The sequence below is a fragment of the Vreelandella indica genome, from assembly GCF_037070225.1.
In the GTDB taxonomy this organism is placed as follows: domain Bacteria; phylum Pseudomonadota; class Gammaproteobacteria; order Pseudomonadales; family Halomonadaceae; genus Vreelandella; species Vreelandella arctica.
The window spans coordinates 1-17,629 of the sequence record NZ_JBANSO010000017.1 but is presented as its reverse complement, the minus strand read 5'-3'; the positions used below and the strand labels follow the sequence as shown (position 1 = coordinate 17,629).

13 protein-coding genes are annotated in these 17,629 nt (G+C 53.9%); 4 read left to right on the top strand and 9 right to left on the bottom strand.

Annotated elements, in window-relative coordinates; genetic code table 11:
• Positions 1–22: 22 nt before the first annotated feature.
• The 8 genes from trpB to leuC all read right to left on the bottom strand — a co-directional run bounded on the left by trpB (position 23) and on the right by leuC (position 9,981).
• Entirely contained in the window at positions 23–1,210 is a 1,188-nt protein-coding gene (gene trpB / locus V8L71_RS12745) for a tryptophan synthase subunit beta (RefSeq protein ID WP_336274374.1), read from the bottom strand.
• A gap of 188 nt (positions 1,211–1,398) precedes the next feature.
• Positions 1,399–2,037: a phosphoribosylanthranilate isomerase gene (locus V8L71_RS12740; protein ID WP_336274357.1), complete on the bottom strand. Its 639-nt coding sequence runs from the start codon at positions 2,035–2,037 to the stop codon at positions 1,399–1,401.
• A complete protein-coding gene (gene truA, locus V8L71_RS12735) occupies positions 2,034–2,972 on the bottom strand; it encodes a tRNA pseudouridine(38-40) synthase TruA (protein ID WP_336274356.1) in 939 nt (312 codons plus the stop codon). Before truA ends, V8L71_RS12740 begins: the two co-directional genes overlap by 4 nt.
• Before the next feature lie 9 nt (positions 2,973–2,981).
• Positions 2,982–5,120: a type IV pilus assembly protein FimV gene (locus V8L71_RS12730; protein WP_336274355.1), complete on the bottom strand. Its 2,139-nt coding sequence runs from the start codon at positions 5,118–5,120 to the stop codon at positions 2,982–2,984.
• Between the two features lie 182 nt (positions 5,121–5,302).
• Positions 5,303–6,415, bottom strand: coding sequence for an aspartate-semialdehyde dehydrogenase (gene asd, locus V8L71_RS12725; RefSeq protein WP_336274354.1), 1,113 nt, complete (start codon positions 6,413–6,415; stop codon positions 5,303–5,305).
• Positions 6,416–6,639: 224 nt separating this feature from the next.
• Positions 6,640–7,719 carry a 3-isopropylmalate dehydrogenase gene (gene leuB / locus V8L71_RS12720; RefSeq protein ID WP_336274353.1) on the bottom strand — a complete coding sequence of 360 codons (1,080 nt, stop codon included), beginning with the start codon at positions 7,717–7,719 and terminating at the stop codon, positions 6,640–6,642.
• Positions 7,720–7,878: 159 nt separating this feature from the next.
• Complete coding sequence (gene leuD, locus V8L71_RS12715; protein WP_336274352.1) at positions 7,879–8,526, bottom strand: 3-isopropylmalate dehydratase small subunit; 648 nt, start codon at positions 8,524–8,526, stop codon at positions 7,879–7,881.
• A 3-nt stretch (positions 8,527–8,529) separates the two neighbouring features.
• On the bottom strand, positions 8,530–9,981 hold the full coding sequence (gene leuC / locus V8L71_RS12710; RefSeq protein WP_336274351.1) for a 3-isopropylmalate dehydratase large subunit: 1,452 nt from the start codon (positions 9,979–9,981) through the stop codon (positions 8,530–8,532).
• Between the two features lie 157 nt (positions 9,982–10,138).
• Here leuC and V8L71_RS12705 point away from each other — a divergent pair, with 157 nt between their 5' ends.
• Positions 10,139–11,083 carry a LysR family transcriptional regulator gene (locus V8L71_RS12705; protein WP_336274350.1) on the top strand — a complete coding sequence of 315 codons (945 nt, stop codon included), beginning with the start codon at positions 10,139–10,141 and terminating at the stop codon, positions 11,081–11,083.
• A 38-nt stretch (positions 11,084–11,121) separates the two neighbouring features.
• Here V8L71_RS12705 and V8L71_RS12700 read toward each other — a convergent pair whose 3' ends face one another.
• Positions 11,122–11,538: a GFA family protein gene (locus V8L71_RS12700; RefSeq protein ID WP_336274349.1), complete on the bottom strand. Its 417-nt coding sequence runs from the start codon at positions 11,536–11,538 to the stop codon at positions 11,122–11,124.
• Positions 11,539–11,879: 341 nt separating this feature from the next.
• Between V8L71_RS12700 and pgaA the strand changes: the two genes are divergently transcribed.
• Genes pgaA through pgaC form a run of 3 tightly spaced genes read left to right on the top strand, consistent with a single transcriptional unit; the run spans position 11,880 to position 17,472 of the window.
• Positions 11,880–14,306, top strand: a complete 2,427-nt coding sequence (pgaA, locus tag V8L71_RS12695; protein ID WP_336274348.1) for a poly-beta-1,6 N-acetyl-D-glucosamine export porin PgaA — start codon at positions 11,880–11,882, stop codon at positions 14,304–14,306.
• Positions 14,303–16,264, top strand: coding sequence for a poly-beta-1,6-N-acetyl-D-glucosamine N-deacetylase PgaB (gene pgaB, locus V8L71_RS12690; RefSeq protein WP_336274347.1), 1,962 nt, complete (start codon positions 14,303–14,305; stop codon positions 16,262–16,264). The genes pgaA and pgaB overlap by 4 nt, the downstream gene beginning before the upstream one ends.
• Complete coding sequence (pgaC, locus tag V8L71_RS12685; RefSeq protein WP_336274346.1) at positions 16,261–17,472, top strand: poly-beta-1,6-N-acetyl-D-glucosamine synthase; 1,212 nt, start codon at positions 16,261–16,263, stop codon at positions 17,470–17,472. Before pgaB ends, pgaC begins: the two co-directional genes overlap by 4 nt.
• Positions 17,473–17,629 lie beyond the last annotated feature (157 nt).

Sequence of the window (17,629 nt, the reverse complement as noted above, 5' to 3'; positions counted from 1 at the left end):
CTCGCCCTTAAAAAAGCTGACCTTAAAATTCGATGCCATCAATCTTAGCAACGGTCATGATGTCTTTGTCGCCACGCCCAGAAAGGTTGACCACGATATGTTGGTCAGGTCGCATGGTAGGCGCCAATACCTTGGCATGGGCCAGCGCATGAGCCGACTCAAGAGCAGGCATAATACCTTCCATATGCGTTAACTCACGAAACGCTTCCAGCACTTCGTTGTCCTTAGCCACCACATATTTAACACGGCCAACATCCTTCCACAGGGCGTGCTCCGGACCTACGCCCGGGTAATCCAGGCCGGCTGAAATGGAGTGTGTGTCTGACACCTGACCCGCTTCATCGGACATTAAATAGGTGCGGTTACCGTGTAGCACACCGCGCGGGGCGTTGGACGCCAGCGGTGCCGCGTGGCGGCCCGTTTCAACCCCATCGCCACCGGCTTCTACGCCGTACATAGCAACGTCATCATCTTCAACGAACGGATAGAACAGCCCCAGGGCATTCGAGCCGCCCCCAACACAGGCAATCAGCGCATCTGGCAAACGGCCGATCTGCTCCAACGACTGGCGACGCGCTTCACGGCCCACGACCGCGTTAAAATCACGTACGAGCAGCGGATAAGGGTGTGGGCCAGCCACGGTACCGATGATATAGAAAGTGTTATCAACGTTGGTGACCCAGTCACGCAGCGCTTCGTTCATGGCATCTTTAAGCGTACGCGTACCGGACTCTACCGGAATCACCCGTGCGCCCAGTAAGCGCATACGATAGACGTTTAGCTTCTGACGTTGGACGTCTTCCGCCCCCATATAAATATCGCACTCAAGCCCAAGGCGAGCAGCAACAGTAGCGGAGGCAACGCCATGCTGGCCCGCCCCCGTTTCAGCAATAATGCGCGGCTTACCGGTTTTCTTTGCCAGTAGCGCCTGGCCGATGGTGTTGTTGACCTTATGAGCGCCGGTGTGATTCAGGTCTTCCCGCTTCAGCCAAATCTGTGCGCCACCAAGGCTTTCCGACCAGCGTTTGGCATGATAAAGCGGCGACGGGCGCCCCACATAGTGGGCAAGATCATAGTCAAACTCAGCTTGGAAGTCGGGGTCATCACGTAAGCTGAAATATGTTTTTTCCAGCTCTTCCAAAGCAAAGCTGAGGGTTTCTGACACAAACCGACCGCCGTAGGGGCCAAAATGACCACGGGCATCCGGCATTCGGGTCAGGTCACTGAACTTTGTTTTCAGTACAGTGTTAGAAACGGTTTCAGAAGCGGTCACAGAGACACCTCACAAGATCGCCAGAACAGGCAACCAATAAATGAATCAACTTAACAACGTAGCTCGATAAAATACCCATAGGCAACATACATGAACTGCGTCTATCTAAACGTGCGCAAAGAGCGCTAACAGGCGTCGGCTAATGCCACATGACGAACGAAAGACGCCATCTTATCGGCATCTTTACAGCCGTGGGAGGCTTCAATACCGCCGGATACATCCACTGCATAAGGCGCTACTTGGCGCACAGCGTCAGCGATATTATCAGCACTCAACCCACCGGCGAGGATAACAGGTTTTGCTAGATTTGCGGGGATTCTCGACCAATCAAAGGTCTCCCCTGTGCCCCCCGGCACTCCCGGCCGGTAAGCATCTAACAGCAACGCCTGAGCCCCATGATAGCGTTCAGCTTCATGCGCTAAATCTATTTCATCGCGCATGCGTAGCGCTTTCATCCACGGAAGCGAATAGCGCTGGCAGGCGTCGGGTGTTTCGCTGCCATGAAACTGGAGCATATCTAAATAGGGCAGACAGCGCTCAATCAGCTCATCATCCTGATCTACAAACAGCCCTACGCGGGTCACAAATGCTGGCACGCGCGCTGAAAGCACCGCCAGTTGCTCGACATCCACACTACGGGCACTGCTCGGCCACATCACAAAACCTAAGGCATCCACCCCTAGCGCCACGGCACGATCAATATCCTCGCCGCGGGTGAAACCACAGAACTTAATGCGCGTACGGAGTAACGGCAACGTACTCATATAGACGCCTCCTGTTCAGGGTTAATTGCCGTATTGCTAAGCGAACGGTTGCGACGATAGGCGACCCGGGGCGTATCAGGGAGCTCGCGCTCGCCTGTCCACTCGCCGGTAAATGCGAGTAATTGCGGCCCTAAAGGCTCCTTAGGCAAATCAAAGCGCTCATCGTACACCGAATCAACAAAATGCAGCCCGCAGGCGGGCGCCGTGACATCGCCTTTGCGACGGTTTTGAAGCGCTAAAAGTTCACCAATATAGGCTTCTTTTTGAGCACCGCGGCCAACGCTCACCAGCGCACCGGCAATATTGCGGATCATATGGTGCAGGAACGCATTTCCTTGAATATCAATCATGACTAGCTGGCCGTAGCGCTTTACGTCGACAAAGTGCATATGCCGCCAGGGGGTTTTTGATTGACAGCCAGCGGCACGGAAGCTCGAAAAATCGTGCTCCCCTACCAGCGCCTGAGCGGCTCGATGCATGGCATCGGCGTCTAACGGATCTCGGCACCAGGTCACATTGGCGCGCTCCAGTACGGGGCGGCTAATCTGGTTCAGCAAGACGTATCGGTAGCGGCGCCCCAGGGCGCACAGGCGTGAATGAAAGTCGTCGCCCACTGGTTTCACCCAGCGCACGGCTATGTCGCGAGGTAACTGGGTGTTGGCACCAAAAATCCAGGCTTTCTCAGAACGCCCCGCGGTGGGGTCAAAATGCACGATTTGGCGCGTTGCATGCACTCCCGAATCGGTGCGGCCGCTGGCATTCACCTGAATAGGCTCATTGGCCACCTTGGACAATGCAGCCTCTAACGAAGCCTGGACAGAGGCGGCGTGCTTAAGGCGCTGAAAGCCGCAGTAATGGGTACCGTCGTACTCGATACCCATCGCCAAACGACCCGTAAGCGGAATTTTCTCATCGAAGTGATAGAACAGCGTCATCAAGCCACATCATTTTGAAGATTTTGAAGGTTCGCTATTATCCAGGCCTCGCGGCTTGAATGCTACCTCTTCAATTTCCCACTCCTCTTCAATCGGCCGATGCGGTTGTTTTGCAGGGGAAACAGTTTCGGCGTCAGGCTGACTGGCGAACTCTACCGTAGGCTGCATTGGGGTTTCGGTGCGCAGGCCTTCTTGGCTACTTGGCGTGTTCATTAAAGTGGGCGGGTGATAATCGATAAAGCGATGCCCGGCATCCTCAGACCCTTTGGGGGCGCGTTCGGTTGGCTGTACATGATCAACAGGTGCCGCTGGCTCAGCCGATTTTAAGTCAGCACTGAGAGAAGCCAGCAACAAACGCATGGGCGCTGGGCTTAGTGGCGGCGCTAATGACAAGTGATCAGAACCGTTATCGGGGGCAACATGCAGACCTAAGCGACGCTGACGTCCTTGCTCAGCCAACCCGGATGCCTGGCTTTTTTCATAACTATTCTCATAGCTATTTTCATAATTTGTTTCATAACTGTTTTCATAGCGAAGCGTGTCATCTTGCTCGGGCGTTTGCGCTTGCTCATCAATTAACCACTGATCGGAGTTCGCCGTTGACGCTGCGCTGGTGTAAGAAATCTCGGGTTCGTCTTCGATGGCGACCTGTGGCTCGCTTTGTTGATGTGGCTCTTCCACGTCGTCATCATTCGCCTGGATTGGGTACGCAACAGGAACAGCCTCAGGCATCTGCGCTGTCTTAGAGGCTGCTTTAGGCGCTGCACCAGGCGTGACTGTTGGCTTTGTTACTGGCTCAGGGACATCGTCCCAGGTCTCTTCACGTCGCCTGCGTAACCACACCAATACTCCCAGAAGCAGCGCGATGGCAGCTAACGCGAGCGGCCACTGATAACGCTCAACTAAGGCAGCCACTCCCGGGCTGCCCATCTCATCCATGCTGGCAATGAGTGGTTCGGGTGACTGCTCTTGAGCAGCCAACGCATCGCTCAACGCCTGAGTTAGCGAGGCCACTTCACTACGCAGCGCATTAAGCTCGGCACGCATTAACGCGCGCTCTTCCATTACCTGCTGAAGCGTCGCTTGGCTTAGGCGCAGCTGCTCGGTTAATTCTGCCCGGGTTAGCGCCTCGGGCTCGTCGGCAGCCTCTTCCAGTGCAGCTTGGTCATTTAATGCGGGGTCATTTACTGCGGGGTCGTTTACTGCGGGCTCGTTTGCTTCTCGCTCATTTTGTTCAGCGCCACCCGCGGCAAGCGCGCTGTCTGGCTCAGCTGCACCAGTAGACTCAAGGGTTTGGCCAGCAGCTATAGCAATGTTTGAAACCGCATCCTCTTCAACGTCAGGTAACGGCACTGTCTCCAATGAGCCGTTGCGGCGAGCGCGCCAGGCTTCATTCATCGCTTTTATAGCGGCGTCAGCATCAAGATGGGAGCGCGCCAAAATTCGCTCAGCATCAGGGACACTCAGCGTTTGGCCTGCACGCATATCATTTATATTGCCGCTAGGAAAGACGTCTGGATTGGCTTCCAGTAGCGCCACCATCATCTGCTGAACGCTAGCTTGAGGGGGTTTAACGCGCTCTGCGACGCCCCATAGTGTATCGCCGCTACCCACATACGCGCTGCTGCTGCCATTTCCACGCTCGCTTACCACGGGTGGCGCCGCTGATCTGGCTTCAGCCACCGGAGGAGTCGCTGCGTTACTCGTTGTTGGCGCAGCGTTGGGAGCAGCGCTTTGGGCCTGCCCTTGCTGCGAATAGCCCTGGGGATCAAACAGCAAGGTGATGTCACGAAATTGTTGGCCGCCCGGAAACTCAACCGCCAGCAGCAGGTCAAGCCAAGGCTCCTGCATCGTTTGACCGGAGCTTAAACGCACTTGTCGTTGCCCTTGCTGCTCTACAATCTGGGCACGAACACTTGCAGCTAGAGGCGTCCATTCAAGGCCCGCCGCGGCAAAATCTTCCGGCTCGGCAACGCTGACTCGGATATCGTCAAGAGCGTAGTCACTGCTTTCCAACAATGGAATGGAAGCATTTAGAGGCGCATTCAGATACGAGCCGACACTCGCCTGCCCCAGCCCAACGGCTAGTGCAAAAGGACTCACTGCACTCAATGAGAGCCATGTAATCCATGTCAGTGTCTTTTTCATGAATGATCCCTGATCGCCTACTTACTTTTTTACCATGGATACAAGCTTATTGTATTACGTCTTTTTTATCATAACTTAACGAAATAAAGCCGTATTTCCCACTACCGTGATTAATAGCAGCGTAAAAAAACGGGAAGCTGCAACCAGCTTCCCGTCTTCGACTAGCGTATAACAGCGAACAATTACTGTTCCCGCAGAATCTTCAGCATCCGCTTAAGGGGCTCTGCTGCGCCCCACAGCAGTTGGTCACCGACGCTGAACGCGGAGAGGTATTCACCCCCCATTTGCAGCTTACGTAGGCGGCCAACCGGCACCTGTAGCGTACCAGTGGCAACGGCAGGTGTTAGGCCAGCAATGGTCGCATCCTTGTCGTTCGGGATCAGCTTGACCCATTCGTTGTGCTTGGCAATGCGATCTTCGATCTCATCCAACGGCACATCGTGCTTCAGCTTGATGGTGAACGCCTGGCTGTGTGAGCGCATTGCGCCAATACGAACACATAGGCCATCGATGGGGATCGGATTGTTGCCGAGGCCAAGAATTTTATTGGTCTCAACACTGGCCTTCCACTCTTCACGGCTCTGACCGCTTTCCAGCTTGCTATCGATCCACGGTAGCAGGCTACCTGCCAATGGTGCGGCGAAGTTATCGATCGGGAAATTGCCACCGCGCATTGCGGCGGTTACCTTGCGATCGATATCCAGAATCGCACTGGAGGTATCCTTCAGCTCTTCACCAACACTGTCGTGTAACTGCCCCATTTGGTTGAGCAGCTCGCGCATGTGCTTAGCGCCTGAGCCAGAAGCCGCCTGATAGGTCATGGAGGTCATCCATTCAACCATATCGGCTTCAAACAATCCGCCCAAGCCCATCAACATCAAGCTTACAGTACAGTTCCCGCCCACAAATGTTTTGGCGCCCTTGGATAGCTGGTCATCGATAACCTTGCGGTTAACCGGATCCAGCACGATCGTCGCCTCATCTTCCATACGCAGAGTGCTAGCGGCGTCAATCCAGTAGCCTTTCCAGCCTGCGTTACGCAGATCTTTGTAGACTGGCTTGGTGTAGTCACCGCCCTGGCAGGTGACAATAACATCCAGCGCTTTGAGCGCTTCAATATCGAAGGCGTCTTTAAGCGGAGGCACATCCACACCGATATCGGGGCCGGGCTGGCCAACCTGGGAGGTGGTGAAGAACACCGGCTCAATGCCGTTAAAATCACCATCGTCCAGCATGCGCTGCATAAGTACAGAGCCCACCATACCGCGCCATCCCACGAAACCGACTTTCAACATATGAAGTCCTCCTGCAAAGAATGAGTCTCTATATTATACACACTTCTTTACGCTGATTTTTGAAACCACATTGACCAGTGGTGTAATAACGACTGCGTAATCCAGGGCGCCGGGGATAGGTCGTAGAGGGGGTCATTTGCCATGGATGGCAAATGTAGCGCCCATGGAGGGGTTCACAGCGCCCCCTCGTAGGCCTATCGCCGGGATAGCCCAGCCAACGTCACTTACTGCTTAGCAAACGCCGCCAACACTGCATCACCCATGGCATCGGTGCCGATGGTCTGCATGCCTTCTGAGGCAATATCCGCCGTGCGCAGGCCATCATCCAATACGCTGCCCACAGCGGCTTCAATACGCTCCGCCAGAGCATTCTCATTCAGTGAGTAGCGCAACATCATGGCCACTGAAAGCATCATGGCTAAGGGATTTGCTACGTTCTGACCCGCGATATCCGGCGCGCTGCCGTGGCACGGCTCATACATTCCCTGCCCACTTTCATTGAGCGATGCTGAAGGCAGCATGCCGATAGAACCGGTGAGCATAGCGGCGGCATCAGAGAGAATATCGCCAAACATATTGCCGGTGACCACCACGTCAAACTGCTTCGGGGCACGTACTAGCTGCATAGCGGCGTTATCCACATACATGTGGGTAAGCTCTACGTCCGGATACTCCGGCGCCAAACGCTCCATGACTTCCCGCCATAGAATGGTGACTTCCAGCACATTGGCTTTATCAACTGAGCAAAGCTTCTTGCCACGCTTCTGAGCCATTTCAAACGCGACACGGCCAATGCGCTCGATTTCGCTTTCAGAATAAATATAGGTGTTAAAACCTACGCGCTCGCCATTACGGACTTCAATGCCGCGGGGTTGGCCGAAGTAGATCCCGCCTGTCAGCTCGCGAACGATCATAATATCCAGCCCGGCGACCAACTCAGGCTTGAGGCTTGAAGCGCTGGCGAGCTGCGGATAAAGCATAGCTGGGCGCAAATTACCGAATAAACCCAGGTTTTTACGCAGGCCCAACAGCCCTTTTTCAGGACGCTTGGAAAGATCTTCGATTTTATCCCACTTGGGGCCACCCACCGCACCCAGCAAAATAGCGCTGGCCGCTTTGGCTTTTTCCAGAGTTTCCGCGGGCAGCGGCTCACCGTGGACATCGTAGGCAGAGCCACCCACCAAGCCCTCTTCCACTTCAATATCCAAACCCGCTTCTTGGCAAGCTTTTAACAAGCGTGCCGCCTGGGCCGCAATCTCGGGGCCAATACCGTCGCCCGGTAACAATAAAACCTTATGAGTCATGCTGAATCCTTAGCACTTACAACTAAATAACTTAGGGTCAACGGCAGGCCTCTGCGAGGGCGCTGTAAACCCATCCCTGGGCGCTACTTTCGCCATCCTTGGCGAAAGACCCTCGCGTCGACCTGCCCTTGCCTACGCATTGCGAGATCTCAAAAATACTTACGCAGACTGCCGGAATAACCAGGGGCGCGCGGCTTTATGTTTCTGCTCAAAGGCGCGAATGGCGTCTTCGTCTTTTAGCGTCAAGCCAATATCGTCCAACCCTTCCAACAGGCAGTGTTTGCGGAACTCATCCACTTCAAACTCTAAAATCTCGCCGCTGGGGGTAATGACGCGCTGATGCTCCAGATCGACATCCAACTGGTAGCCTTCATTGGCGTCCACTTCGGCAAACAGGCGATCTACTACGTCTTCTGGGAAAGTGATTAGCAGAATGCCGTTTTTGAATGAGTTGTTGTAGAAGATATCGGCAAAGCTGGGGGCAATCACCACTTTGAAACCGAAATCTTCCAGCGCCCACGGCGCGTGTTCACGAGAGCTACCGCAACCAAAATTGCGCCGCGCCAGCAATACTTCAGCGCCTTTAAAGCGCGGCTGATTCAAGACGAAATCTGGGTTCAGCGGACGCTGCGAGCAGTCCTGGCCCGGCTGACCTTCATCCAGGTAGCGCAGTTCATCAAACAAGTTAACGCCAAAGCCGGTACGCTTGATCGACTTCAAAAACTGCTTGGGGATAATCAAATCGGTGTCGACGTTAGCGCGATCAAGGGGCGCTACCACGCCTTCAAAACGTTCAAACTTTTTCATGGCTTAGGCCTCCTGAGCGTGAGTGGCATCGTTAGCGGGTAAGCTGCGAACGTCAACAAAGTGACCGGCGATCGCCGCTGCCGCTGCCATGGCGGGGCTGACCAAGTGCGTGCGGCCGCCATAGCCCTGGCGCCCTTCAAAATTGCGGTTGGAAGTAGAGGCGCAGTGTTCACCCGCGCCCAACTTATCCGCGTTCATGGCCAAACACATCGAGCAGCCCGGCTCACGCCACTCAAAACCTGCTTCAATGAAAATTTTATCCAAACCTTCCGCTTCCGCCTGACGTTTCACCAAGCCAGAACCCGGCACCACCATGGCCAGCTTGATCGAATCAGCCACTTTATTGCCCTTGGCGACTTTGGCGGCTTCACGCAAATCTTCGATACGCGAGTTAGTGCAAGAGCCGATAAAGATTTTATCCAGCTTGATATCGGTGATTTTCTGGTTGGCCTGAAGACCCATATATTCCAGCGCGCGGGTATGACTGCGCTGCACGGTTTCATCCAGCGCTGCGAGCGGATCAGGCACTTGGCCTGAGATACCGGTGACCATTTCTGGGCTGGTGCCCCAACTAACCTGCGGCTCGATCTCTTCAGCCTGCAAAGTAACCACTTTATCGAACTGCGCATCGTCGTCAGACACCAGATTGCGCCAGTCTGCCACGGCGGCTTCCCACTGCTCAGCAGTCGGCGCGAAGGGGCGCTTGCCAAGGTAATCAATGGTGGTGTCGTCCACGGCAATCAAACCTACCCGAGCACCTGCTTCGATAGCCATGTTGCACACTGTCATGCGGCCTTCCATGGAGAGCGAGGCAATTGCGCTGCCGGCAAACTCAATGGCGTAGCCGGTGCCGCCAGCGGTGCCAATCTTGCCGATAATCGCCAGCACCACATCTTTGGCCGTCACGCCGAGGCCCAGCTCGCCTTCCACACGTACCTGCATATTCTTCATTTTTTGCGCCAACAGGCACTGGGTCGCCATGACGTGCTCGACTTCCGAGGTGCCGATACCGTGGGCCAAAGCGCCAAAGGCACCGTGAGTCGCGGTGTGGGAGTCGCCGCACACTACGGTCATGCCCGGCAGTGTTGCACCCTGCTCGGGGCCCACCACGTGCACAATGCCCTGGCGCGGGTCGTTGATTTTGAACTCTTCAATGCCGTACTCAAGGCAGTTGTCGTCCAGGGTCTGTACCTGAATCAGCGATACCGGATCTTTGATGCCGCTGTTGCCTTCAGCGCGCTCTTTAACCGTAGTGGGCACATTGTGGTCTGGTGTTGCCAAGTTGGCATCCAGGCGCCACGGCTTACGGTTTGCCAGGCGAAGCCCTTCAAACGCCTGGGGCGAAGTCACTTCATGAAGCAATTGGCGATCAATGTAGATTAACGCGGTGCCGTCATCGCGCTGTTTCACCAAGTGCTGATTCCAAAGTTTGTCGTAAAGCGTTTGGCCTGACATGTGGCTCTCCCGGGCAGTGCCCTGCTAGTTCGGTATGGCAGCCTCTGTGTGCTGCTTATATGGCGATAGCAAGAGTGTCACGCGACTCGCGCATAAAAGCAATTCATGTTATTCATAGTTTAGATTCCATATTGGAATACCTGATCAGAGAGCCTCAGTGGATACTCAAAGCCTCCAAGCATTTATGGCCGTGGCCGATACCCAAAGCTTCTCACGTGCCGCGGAGCAGCTTCACCTTACCCAGCCGGCCATCAGCAAACGCATTGCTACTCTGGAATCCCAGGTGGGCACTCGGCTGTTTGATCGCATTGGTCGGCGCATCGCGCTAACCGAAGCCGGTAATGTTCTGCTACCCCAAGCGCGGCGCATTCTGTTGACCGTGGAAGATAGCCGCCGCGCCCTGGCGAATCTTTCGGGCCAAGTTGGCGGTAAATTAACCCTGGCTACCAGCCACCACATTGGCCTGCACCGCTTACCACCGCTCTTAAAGCAGTACACCCAACGCCATCCGGAAGTAGAACTCGATCTTCACTTTTTGGATTCAGAGCAGGCTTACCAAGGCGTCTTGGATGGCACACTGGAAATGGCGGTGGTAACACTGGCGCCCCACCCTCATGAGCAGCTACAGGTTATTGAACTGTGGCGTGATCGGCTCTGTTTTACCTGTGCTATTGACCATCCACTCGCCTCTCATGCCAAACCCCAAGCTCGCTCTCACACTCACCCTTACACTCACCCTTACACTCACCAAGAAACGTTATCGCTTTCCGCGTTGTGTAATTTTAATTGTGTGATGCCAGGGGCCAAAACGTTTACCGGTTCGTTGATTGCACAGCGCTTCACTGAAGCAGGGTTAAAACTGCCGGTCAGCATGGCAACCAACTATTTAGAAACGCTCAAGATGATGTGCAGCGTAGGCTTAGGCTGGAGCCTACTACCGGAAAAGATGGTCGATAGTGAGCTAGTAGAGCTTAACGTCGATACTCCCCCTATCCATCGCCCGCTAGGGTATTTGGTGCATACCAACCGGACGCTTTCCAACGCAGCGCGTCGCATGATTGAGCAGCTAGAGGCAGCACGGGAGAACAAAGAAGCTCAATAAAGCGCCTTATTCATCAAAGGTTACTGCCTCAACCAAAGTTATTGCTGGTCGTACTGCGCAAATGCTTCTTTACCGGTTAGCTGCTTGGTTTTTTCCGCCAAAGAGTAGTAAGTAGGTTTTTGCTCTATAAATATCTGCTCGGTTATTTTCCACGCATCAGTGCTATCCAGAAGGCCAACGGGAAGCGCGTAGTGCCCATTCTGCTTTAACCGATAAAACAGGTGCGTACCGCACTGCCGACAAAAACCACGCTCAGCCCAATCTGATGAATTGAACGTCGCTATGTGCTCTGCGCCTTTAAAATCCACATCCCCTGCAAAGTCAACGGCAAACATCGGGCCACCTCCCCACTTTCGACACATCGAGCAGTGACAAACGCCGACATGGTTGCTTTTGGTGGTAACAGTGACGCTAACAGCGCCGCAGAGACAAGCTCCCTGATGAGAAACAGCCATTATCACAGCTCCTTCTAAATTTGTAACATTGTGTAAATAAAAAAGAATTTTCTGATGCATCAGCTGTCGGAAAACTCATCACCACAAAATAGCTTAAAAGTGACTAGCACTATTTTAAGAACCAAAAAAAATCTCTTAGAGAAAGATATCCATCTCTTTAATCCCCCTATAAGTGCCGCTCTCATAGGGGTCTGATGAATTTTATCAGCTGTTTGGCTGATGATATCCCTCTTCAAGTTCACGTTTTATTCCAATATTTACTTAAAGATACTCCTATACACTAGAAATATACATTTGATTACAAATCTGTGGTCATTAGCTTTCTGGGTAGGAGTATCACCATGCAAAATCGTCCTAGCTCCCTACTGCCGATTTGCCTGCTCGCCTGCTTAACATCGGGCGTAGCGTATGGGCAAACGACGACCGATGCGCAACGCGAAGCATTAGTTATCCAAGCACGCCAGGGAGCTCTGGAAACATCAATCGACGGTTTAAAAACGCTTTATTACCAAACACGCGATATTCGTGTTCGTGAGGATTTGGTAGCACTGCTGGTGCGAGCCGGGCGCCATCAGGAAGCACTCGCCGTTTGCGATTGGTGTCTAACAGAAAATTACAGCGATTCAGAACTCGCCAACCTAGCAGGGGCGGCACGCAGTGCAGGTGATTACGATCAGGCGCTGGAACTGTTTCGAGCGCTCACCTACCGTGATCCTTCCAACGCTCAGGGATGGCTAGGACAGGCGTTAGTCCATACGGATATGGAAAATTATACCTTGGCGGATATCTCTCTACAGCAATACAACCAAGTAGCGGGTACAACGACGGCAGGCCTTGAGGCAAGGGGCTACTTAGCAGCACGAACCGCCAATGCCACGCAAGAACTGGATGCCCGCCAATCCTTAATCGCGGAAGACCCCAGTAATACGAGTGAGTTAAATGCCCTTTATCGGCTGGCGGTAGGCTTGGGTGCTAGCTCTGCAGCACGCCGTATTATGGAAACGAACCCCGAGGTTTTCAGCGATAGTGACCGCCTATGGCTTACTTATTATGAAGGGGTAACCGATATACGCCTGGGTATTCACACCGACCAACCCTCAAGAACCCGCAGCGGCCTAGAGCAGCTGAATAATGTTCTGAGCGCACCGAATGCCCCTCAGGAGCTCATTACCATTGCCGAATACGACAAGGTAGTGGCTCTAGCTGAATTAAGGCGCTTCTCTGAAGCTGAAGCGCTGGCGGTGAGACTAGAGAATCAACACGGCCAGCTACCCAGCTACGTTGCTCGCGCCAGAGCCCATGCGCTTAATGGTATGGGCCGCCCAGAAGAGGCCATCACGCTTTATGAAAACCTGATTCGGCAATCTCCCAAGCAGGCCACAAACCCTGACGACCCGCTTAATGAAGGGTTGTTCTACAGCTATACCGACGCCCAGCGCTTTCGTGATGCGGATAAGTTGCTAGAACAGTGGCGTGCCAGTGAGCCCGAGCAGCGCTTGGACTTCACTCAAACCGTTCGTATCGAAAACCCCAACTACCAGAAAGTATTACTGTTAGAGGTGCTACTTGATGCCTGGCGCGGCCGTGAAGCTGAGGCCAGCGAACGCCTTGCCGCGTATCAAGCTCAAGCGCCAGCTGACCCTTACTTATGGATCATCAAAGGTGATATCGAACGCGACAGAGGCTTGCCAAGAAAGGCCGAGGAGTCTTATCAGCAAGCAATGCCCTTATTGCCTCCTGATCGGCAAGAAGCCGCCGAGCATGGCGTATTGCTTTCGCGGTTACAGCGTGGCCAATGGAAAGGCACGACCAGCGAGATCGCTACCGAAATTGCAACCGCACGACCAAGCGCATCACGGGACGATATGGCCCGCGAGTGGCGAGAACAGCGTGCACCGCAACTAAGCTCCACCGTTGAGCGTAGCAAAGGCCAAGGTAGCGGCACGCAGGCATCTCGTGAGTGGCGCTATGAAGTACTTTTGGAAGGGCCGCGTAATGACAACGGTTCCCGCCCTTTTGCTCAGCGCATTGGTCAGTATGGGGAGTTTGAAGATGAGGATCTTTATGCTTCTTACAACGTGGCGGGCTATGAATGGAACCTACACCCCGCCACGGTAACGCTGGCGGCAGGCCATGGGTCTCAGCTTAACGAGGACTTCCTGGCGCTCGCCGAACTGCAGTACGCCCCAACAGACCACATCACCACGACGCTGGGTGTCGAAATCAACACCACCGATACACCACTGCGGGCGCTGCGGGACGGTATCAATGCCGACCGCTACCGGGCTGAAGTGGCCTATCGAAAAGATGAGCGCGGCGCAGGTGCGCTCGGCGTCATGGCCACGGATTTCGACGATAGCAACCTTCGGCAATCCGTTTTCGGATACTGGAACCAAACGCTCTACCACCTGGACCGCTGGCAGGTTAATGGCGGGGTTCAAGCTTCTGCATCACGCAACGATGACGTTGAAGCCAGCTATTACAATCCAGAGCGCGATGCCAGTTTAGCAGGCGTCCTGTCAGTTAATTATGAGATCCCGATCGATTACCGGCAGTCCTTTATTCAAACCGTTTCCCTAGGTTCAGGCCGCTACTGGCAAGAAGATTTTGACAGCGAAAACACTTGGTCAATTGGTTACCAACATAGCTGGGAGTTAGCCCCCAACGTGAACTTTGAATACGGCATCGCCCGCGAAAGAGCCGTCTACGACGGCGTTCCTGAATACGACAACGTTATTTCAGCCGGTTTTGTATGGAGATTCCTATGACACTCTGGCGCGTCATTATGATGAGCGCGGTTCTGCTTGTTATCGTCAATATTCAGCAGGCTCAAGCCGCACGCTCAGCGGATGATTATGTGGTGATCAGCTACCACGATGTCGTGGACTCCACGGTCACGCCCGATCTAGATATTTATTCACAGACGATTACGCGTGGCCGACTAGTCGAACACTTCAACCTGATTGCCTTAGGCGGCTATCAGCCAGTGAGTTTACAGCAGATCATCGATGCCAAAGCGGGCGGGCAACCCCTGCCTGAAAAAGCGGTGCTGCTGACGTTCGATGACGGTTATCGCAGCTTCTACGATATTGTTTTCCCGCTGCTCAAGCTATACGACTTCCCTGCGGTGCAGGCAGTGGTAGGCAGTTGGCTGGATGTTCCAGCAGGCGGACGAGTGCCCTACGGCAAAATCACCCTCCCCCGCGAACGTTTTCTTTCCTGGGAACAAGTTAAAACCCTAGATGAATCGCCGCTGGTAGAAATTGCATCCCACACTTACAACCTTCACTACGGCGCTGTCGGTAATCCGATGGGCAATGAGCAAGCAGCTGCGGTGACTAGCATTTGGAACGCGGGCAATGGTTATGAAAGCGAAGCGGACTACATCGAACGCATACGCAATGATATGGCACGGACGCAGCAGCAATTCCAAGAAAAAATAGGCAAGAGTCCGCGCGTGATGGTATGGCCCTACGGCGCTTACAGTGAAGCGACGCTCAATATCGCCTCCGAATATGGCATGAAGTACACCTTCAGCCTACTCGGTGAGCCCAACCAGCTTAATGACCCCATGCGCAGCATTAACCGCTACCTGATTGACCAGGAAACCACCTTGGAAACAATTGAGGAGATTCTCTCTAACCGCGTTTGGGATAATGACGATCTGCGTATCGTGCACGTTGACTTGGATTACGTATTTGACCCAGATCCCATTCAGCAAGAACAAAACCTGGACCGGTTGATTGAGCGCATTTCTCGGTACGGCGTTAGCACCGTTTACCTTCAGGCCTATGCAGACCCGGATGGCGACGGCGTAGCCGATGAACTTTACTTTCCCAACCGCCACTTACCGGTCAGAGCCGACCTCTTCAACCGGGTTGCTTGGCAGTTAAAGAAACGTGCCAATGTGAAGGTGTACGCATGGATGCCGGTACTGTCGTTTGATCTGGGGGATGGTTATCAATACGTCACCGATGTAAGAACCGGCAATGAATCTCCAGACCACTACCGCCGACTCTCTCCCTATGTGATTGAGAACCGCAACACCATTCGTGAGATCTACTTAGACCTTGGCCGCCTAACCAAGTTTGACGGTCTGCTATTCCACGATGACGCCTTCTTGACCGACTTTGAAGATGCTAGCCCCGCGGCATTGGACGCCTATGAGCGGGCGTCGTTACCCCGCGATATTAACGCCATTCGTAACGACGAAAACTTGTTGGCCACCTGGGCCCGCTTTAAGGGAGAACACCTGACCGATTTCACGCTAGAGCTGGAGAAAGCAGCTAACTACTATCGCCAGTCCGACAACAAGGTATTCACGACCGCTCGCAACCTGTATGCCGTCACGGTGATGGAGCCGCGCAGCAAGCGTTGGTTTGCCCAAGACATGCAGAATTACGCCTCGTCTTACGACTTCGTTGCCGTGATGGCCATGCCCTATATGGAAGGAGCCGAGAACCCCAACCAGTGGCTAAGAAGCCTAGCCCAGCGTTCGCTGGAACAGGTGAGCGCTGACCAACTGGTGTTCGAGCTACAAGCTCAGGATTGGAATACCCAAACCCCCATACCCAGTGCAGAGATAGCCCAGTGGGTACGCATACTGCGCGAAGAAGGTATCAAACACATTGGCTACTACCCGGATGATTTTCATCAAAACCATCCTGATATCAATGTGATGAGACCGGTATTTTCCATCGGACGTCGATTCAGGGCCATCCCATGAACATACTCGACCACCTAGCCATCTTTACCCTCGGCTACCCCAGCCTGATGGCAACCATATGGATATGCGGGGGCATCTACTTCTACGTTCATTGGGAGCGCAAGCAGCCCTGGCCCACCACCTTCACGTGGGATGAAAATGCCCCGAAGGTAACTGTGCTGTTGCCCTGCTATAACGAAGGGGCCAATGTGGATGAGACCATTTTTCACCTCTTTAAACAGAATTACCCGTTCATGGAAGTTATCGCCATTAACGATGGCAGCAAAGATGACACTGCCAGTCGGCTTGACGCCTTAGTGCTTCAATACCCTGCCTTAAAGGTGCTACACCAGGCCAACCAAGGCAAGGCCAGCGCCATGAACAACGGCTTGAGCCACGCCACCGGCGATATCATTGTAGGCATCGATGGCGATGCGATACTCGACTACGACGCGATTGGCTATATGGTCAGCCACTTCCTCAGTAGCCCTAAGGTCAGTGGGGTTACTGGCAACCCACGGGTCAGAACCCGCTCGACCGCCATTGGCAAGATCCAGACCGGTGAGTTCTCCGCCATCATCGGCCTGATCAAACGCGCACAACGCATCTATGGAATGGTGTTCACCATCTCAGGGGTCATCTGTGCGTTCCGGCGCAAGGCGCTGGAAGAGGTCGGTGGCTGGAATACCGACATGATCACCGAAGACATCGATGTCAGCTGGCGCTTACAGCTGGCAGGCGGCCAAGTTCGCTATGAACCCAGGGCCATGTGCTGGGTACTGATGCCGGAAACGCTACGCGGGCTTTTTAAGCAGCGGCTGCGTTGGGCGCAAGGTGGCGGCGAAGTGTTCCTGCGCTATTTCACGCAAACCATTCGTTGGAAAAACCGCCGCTTCTGGCTGCTGATGCTGGAGTACATTGTCAGTGTGGTGTGGTGTTACTCAGTGATTACTTTGCTTTTTGCTTGGCTGGTTTCTCAGTTCTTTGTGCCCATGTCGTGGCCTATCACCGCTACGCTGCTCTCCTATTTTGGCAGCATCCTCATCGCTATTAGCTTCATCCAGTTCACCGTCAGCTTCTATATCGACAGTCGCTACGACAAAGAGATATTCCGCTGCGTTTACTGGAGTATCTGGTACCCGTTCGCCTATTGGATTCTCAATATGGCGACCGTTGTAATTGCCTTCCCGAAAGCTATGCTGCGCCAATGCGTATTCCGGCGAACGTGACCGGTCATTCCGGTGATCGTGACCGATTTGCACACAGCCTTCACGCTGGAGAGAGTTTTGTACGCTGAGCGGTCACGATGGGTCAACCGATTCCGTTTTTTGTGCGTTGGTTTTTCTCAGTGATTCCCCTTTCAGATTGAGTCGGTGAGCGCCGTGC

Excerpts from the sequence above, each read along its gene's own strand:
- trpB (WP_336274374.1), bottom strand. The coding sequence starts at position 1,210 with ATGCCGGATGCCCGTGGTCATTTTGGCCCCTACGGCGGTCGGTTTGTG.
- V8L71_RS12740 (WP_336274357.1), bottom strand. The coding sequence starts at position 2,037 with ATGAGTACGTTGCCGTTACTCCGTACGCGCATTAAGTTCTGTGGTTTC.
- truA (WP_336274356.1), bottom strand. The coding sequence starts at position 2,972 with ATGACGCTGTTCTATCACTTCGATGAGAAAATTCCGCTTACGGGTCGT.
- V8L71_RS12730 (WP_336274355.1), bottom strand. The coding sequence starts at position 5,120 with ATGAAAAAGACACTGACATGGATTACATGGCTCTCATTGAGTGCAGTG.
- asd (WP_336274354.1), bottom strand. The coding sequence starts at position 6,415 with ATGTTGAAAGTCGGTTTCGTGGGATGGCGCGGTATGGTGGGCTCTGTA.
- leuB (WP_336274353.1), bottom strand. The coding sequence starts at position 7,719 with ATGACTCATAAGGTTTTATTGTTACCGGGCGACGGTATTGGCCCCGAG.
- leuD (WP_336274352.1), bottom strand. The coding sequence starts at position 8,526 with ATGAAAAAGTTTGAACGTTTTGAAGGCGTGGTAGCGCCCCTTGATCGC.
- leuC (WP_336274351.1), bottom strand. The coding sequence starts at position 9,981 with ATGTCAGGCCAAACGCTTTACGACAAACTTTGGAATCAGCACTTGGTG.
- V8L71_RS12700 (WP_336274349.1), bottom strand. The coding sequence starts at position 11,538 with ATGGCTGTTTCTCATCAGGGAGCTTGTCTCTGCGGCGCTGTTAGCGTC.
- pgaA (WP_336274348.1), top strand. The coding sequence starts at position 11,880 with ATGCAAAATCGTCCTAGCTCCCTACTGCCGATTTGCCTGCTCGCCTGC.
- pgaB (WP_336274347.1), top strand. The coding sequence starts at position 14,303 with ATGACACTCTGGCGCGTCATTATGATGAGCGCGGTTCTGCTTGTTATC.
- pgaC (WP_336274346.1), top strand. The coding sequence starts at position 16,261 with ATGAACATACTCGACCACCTAGCCATCTTTACCCTCGGCTACCCCAGC.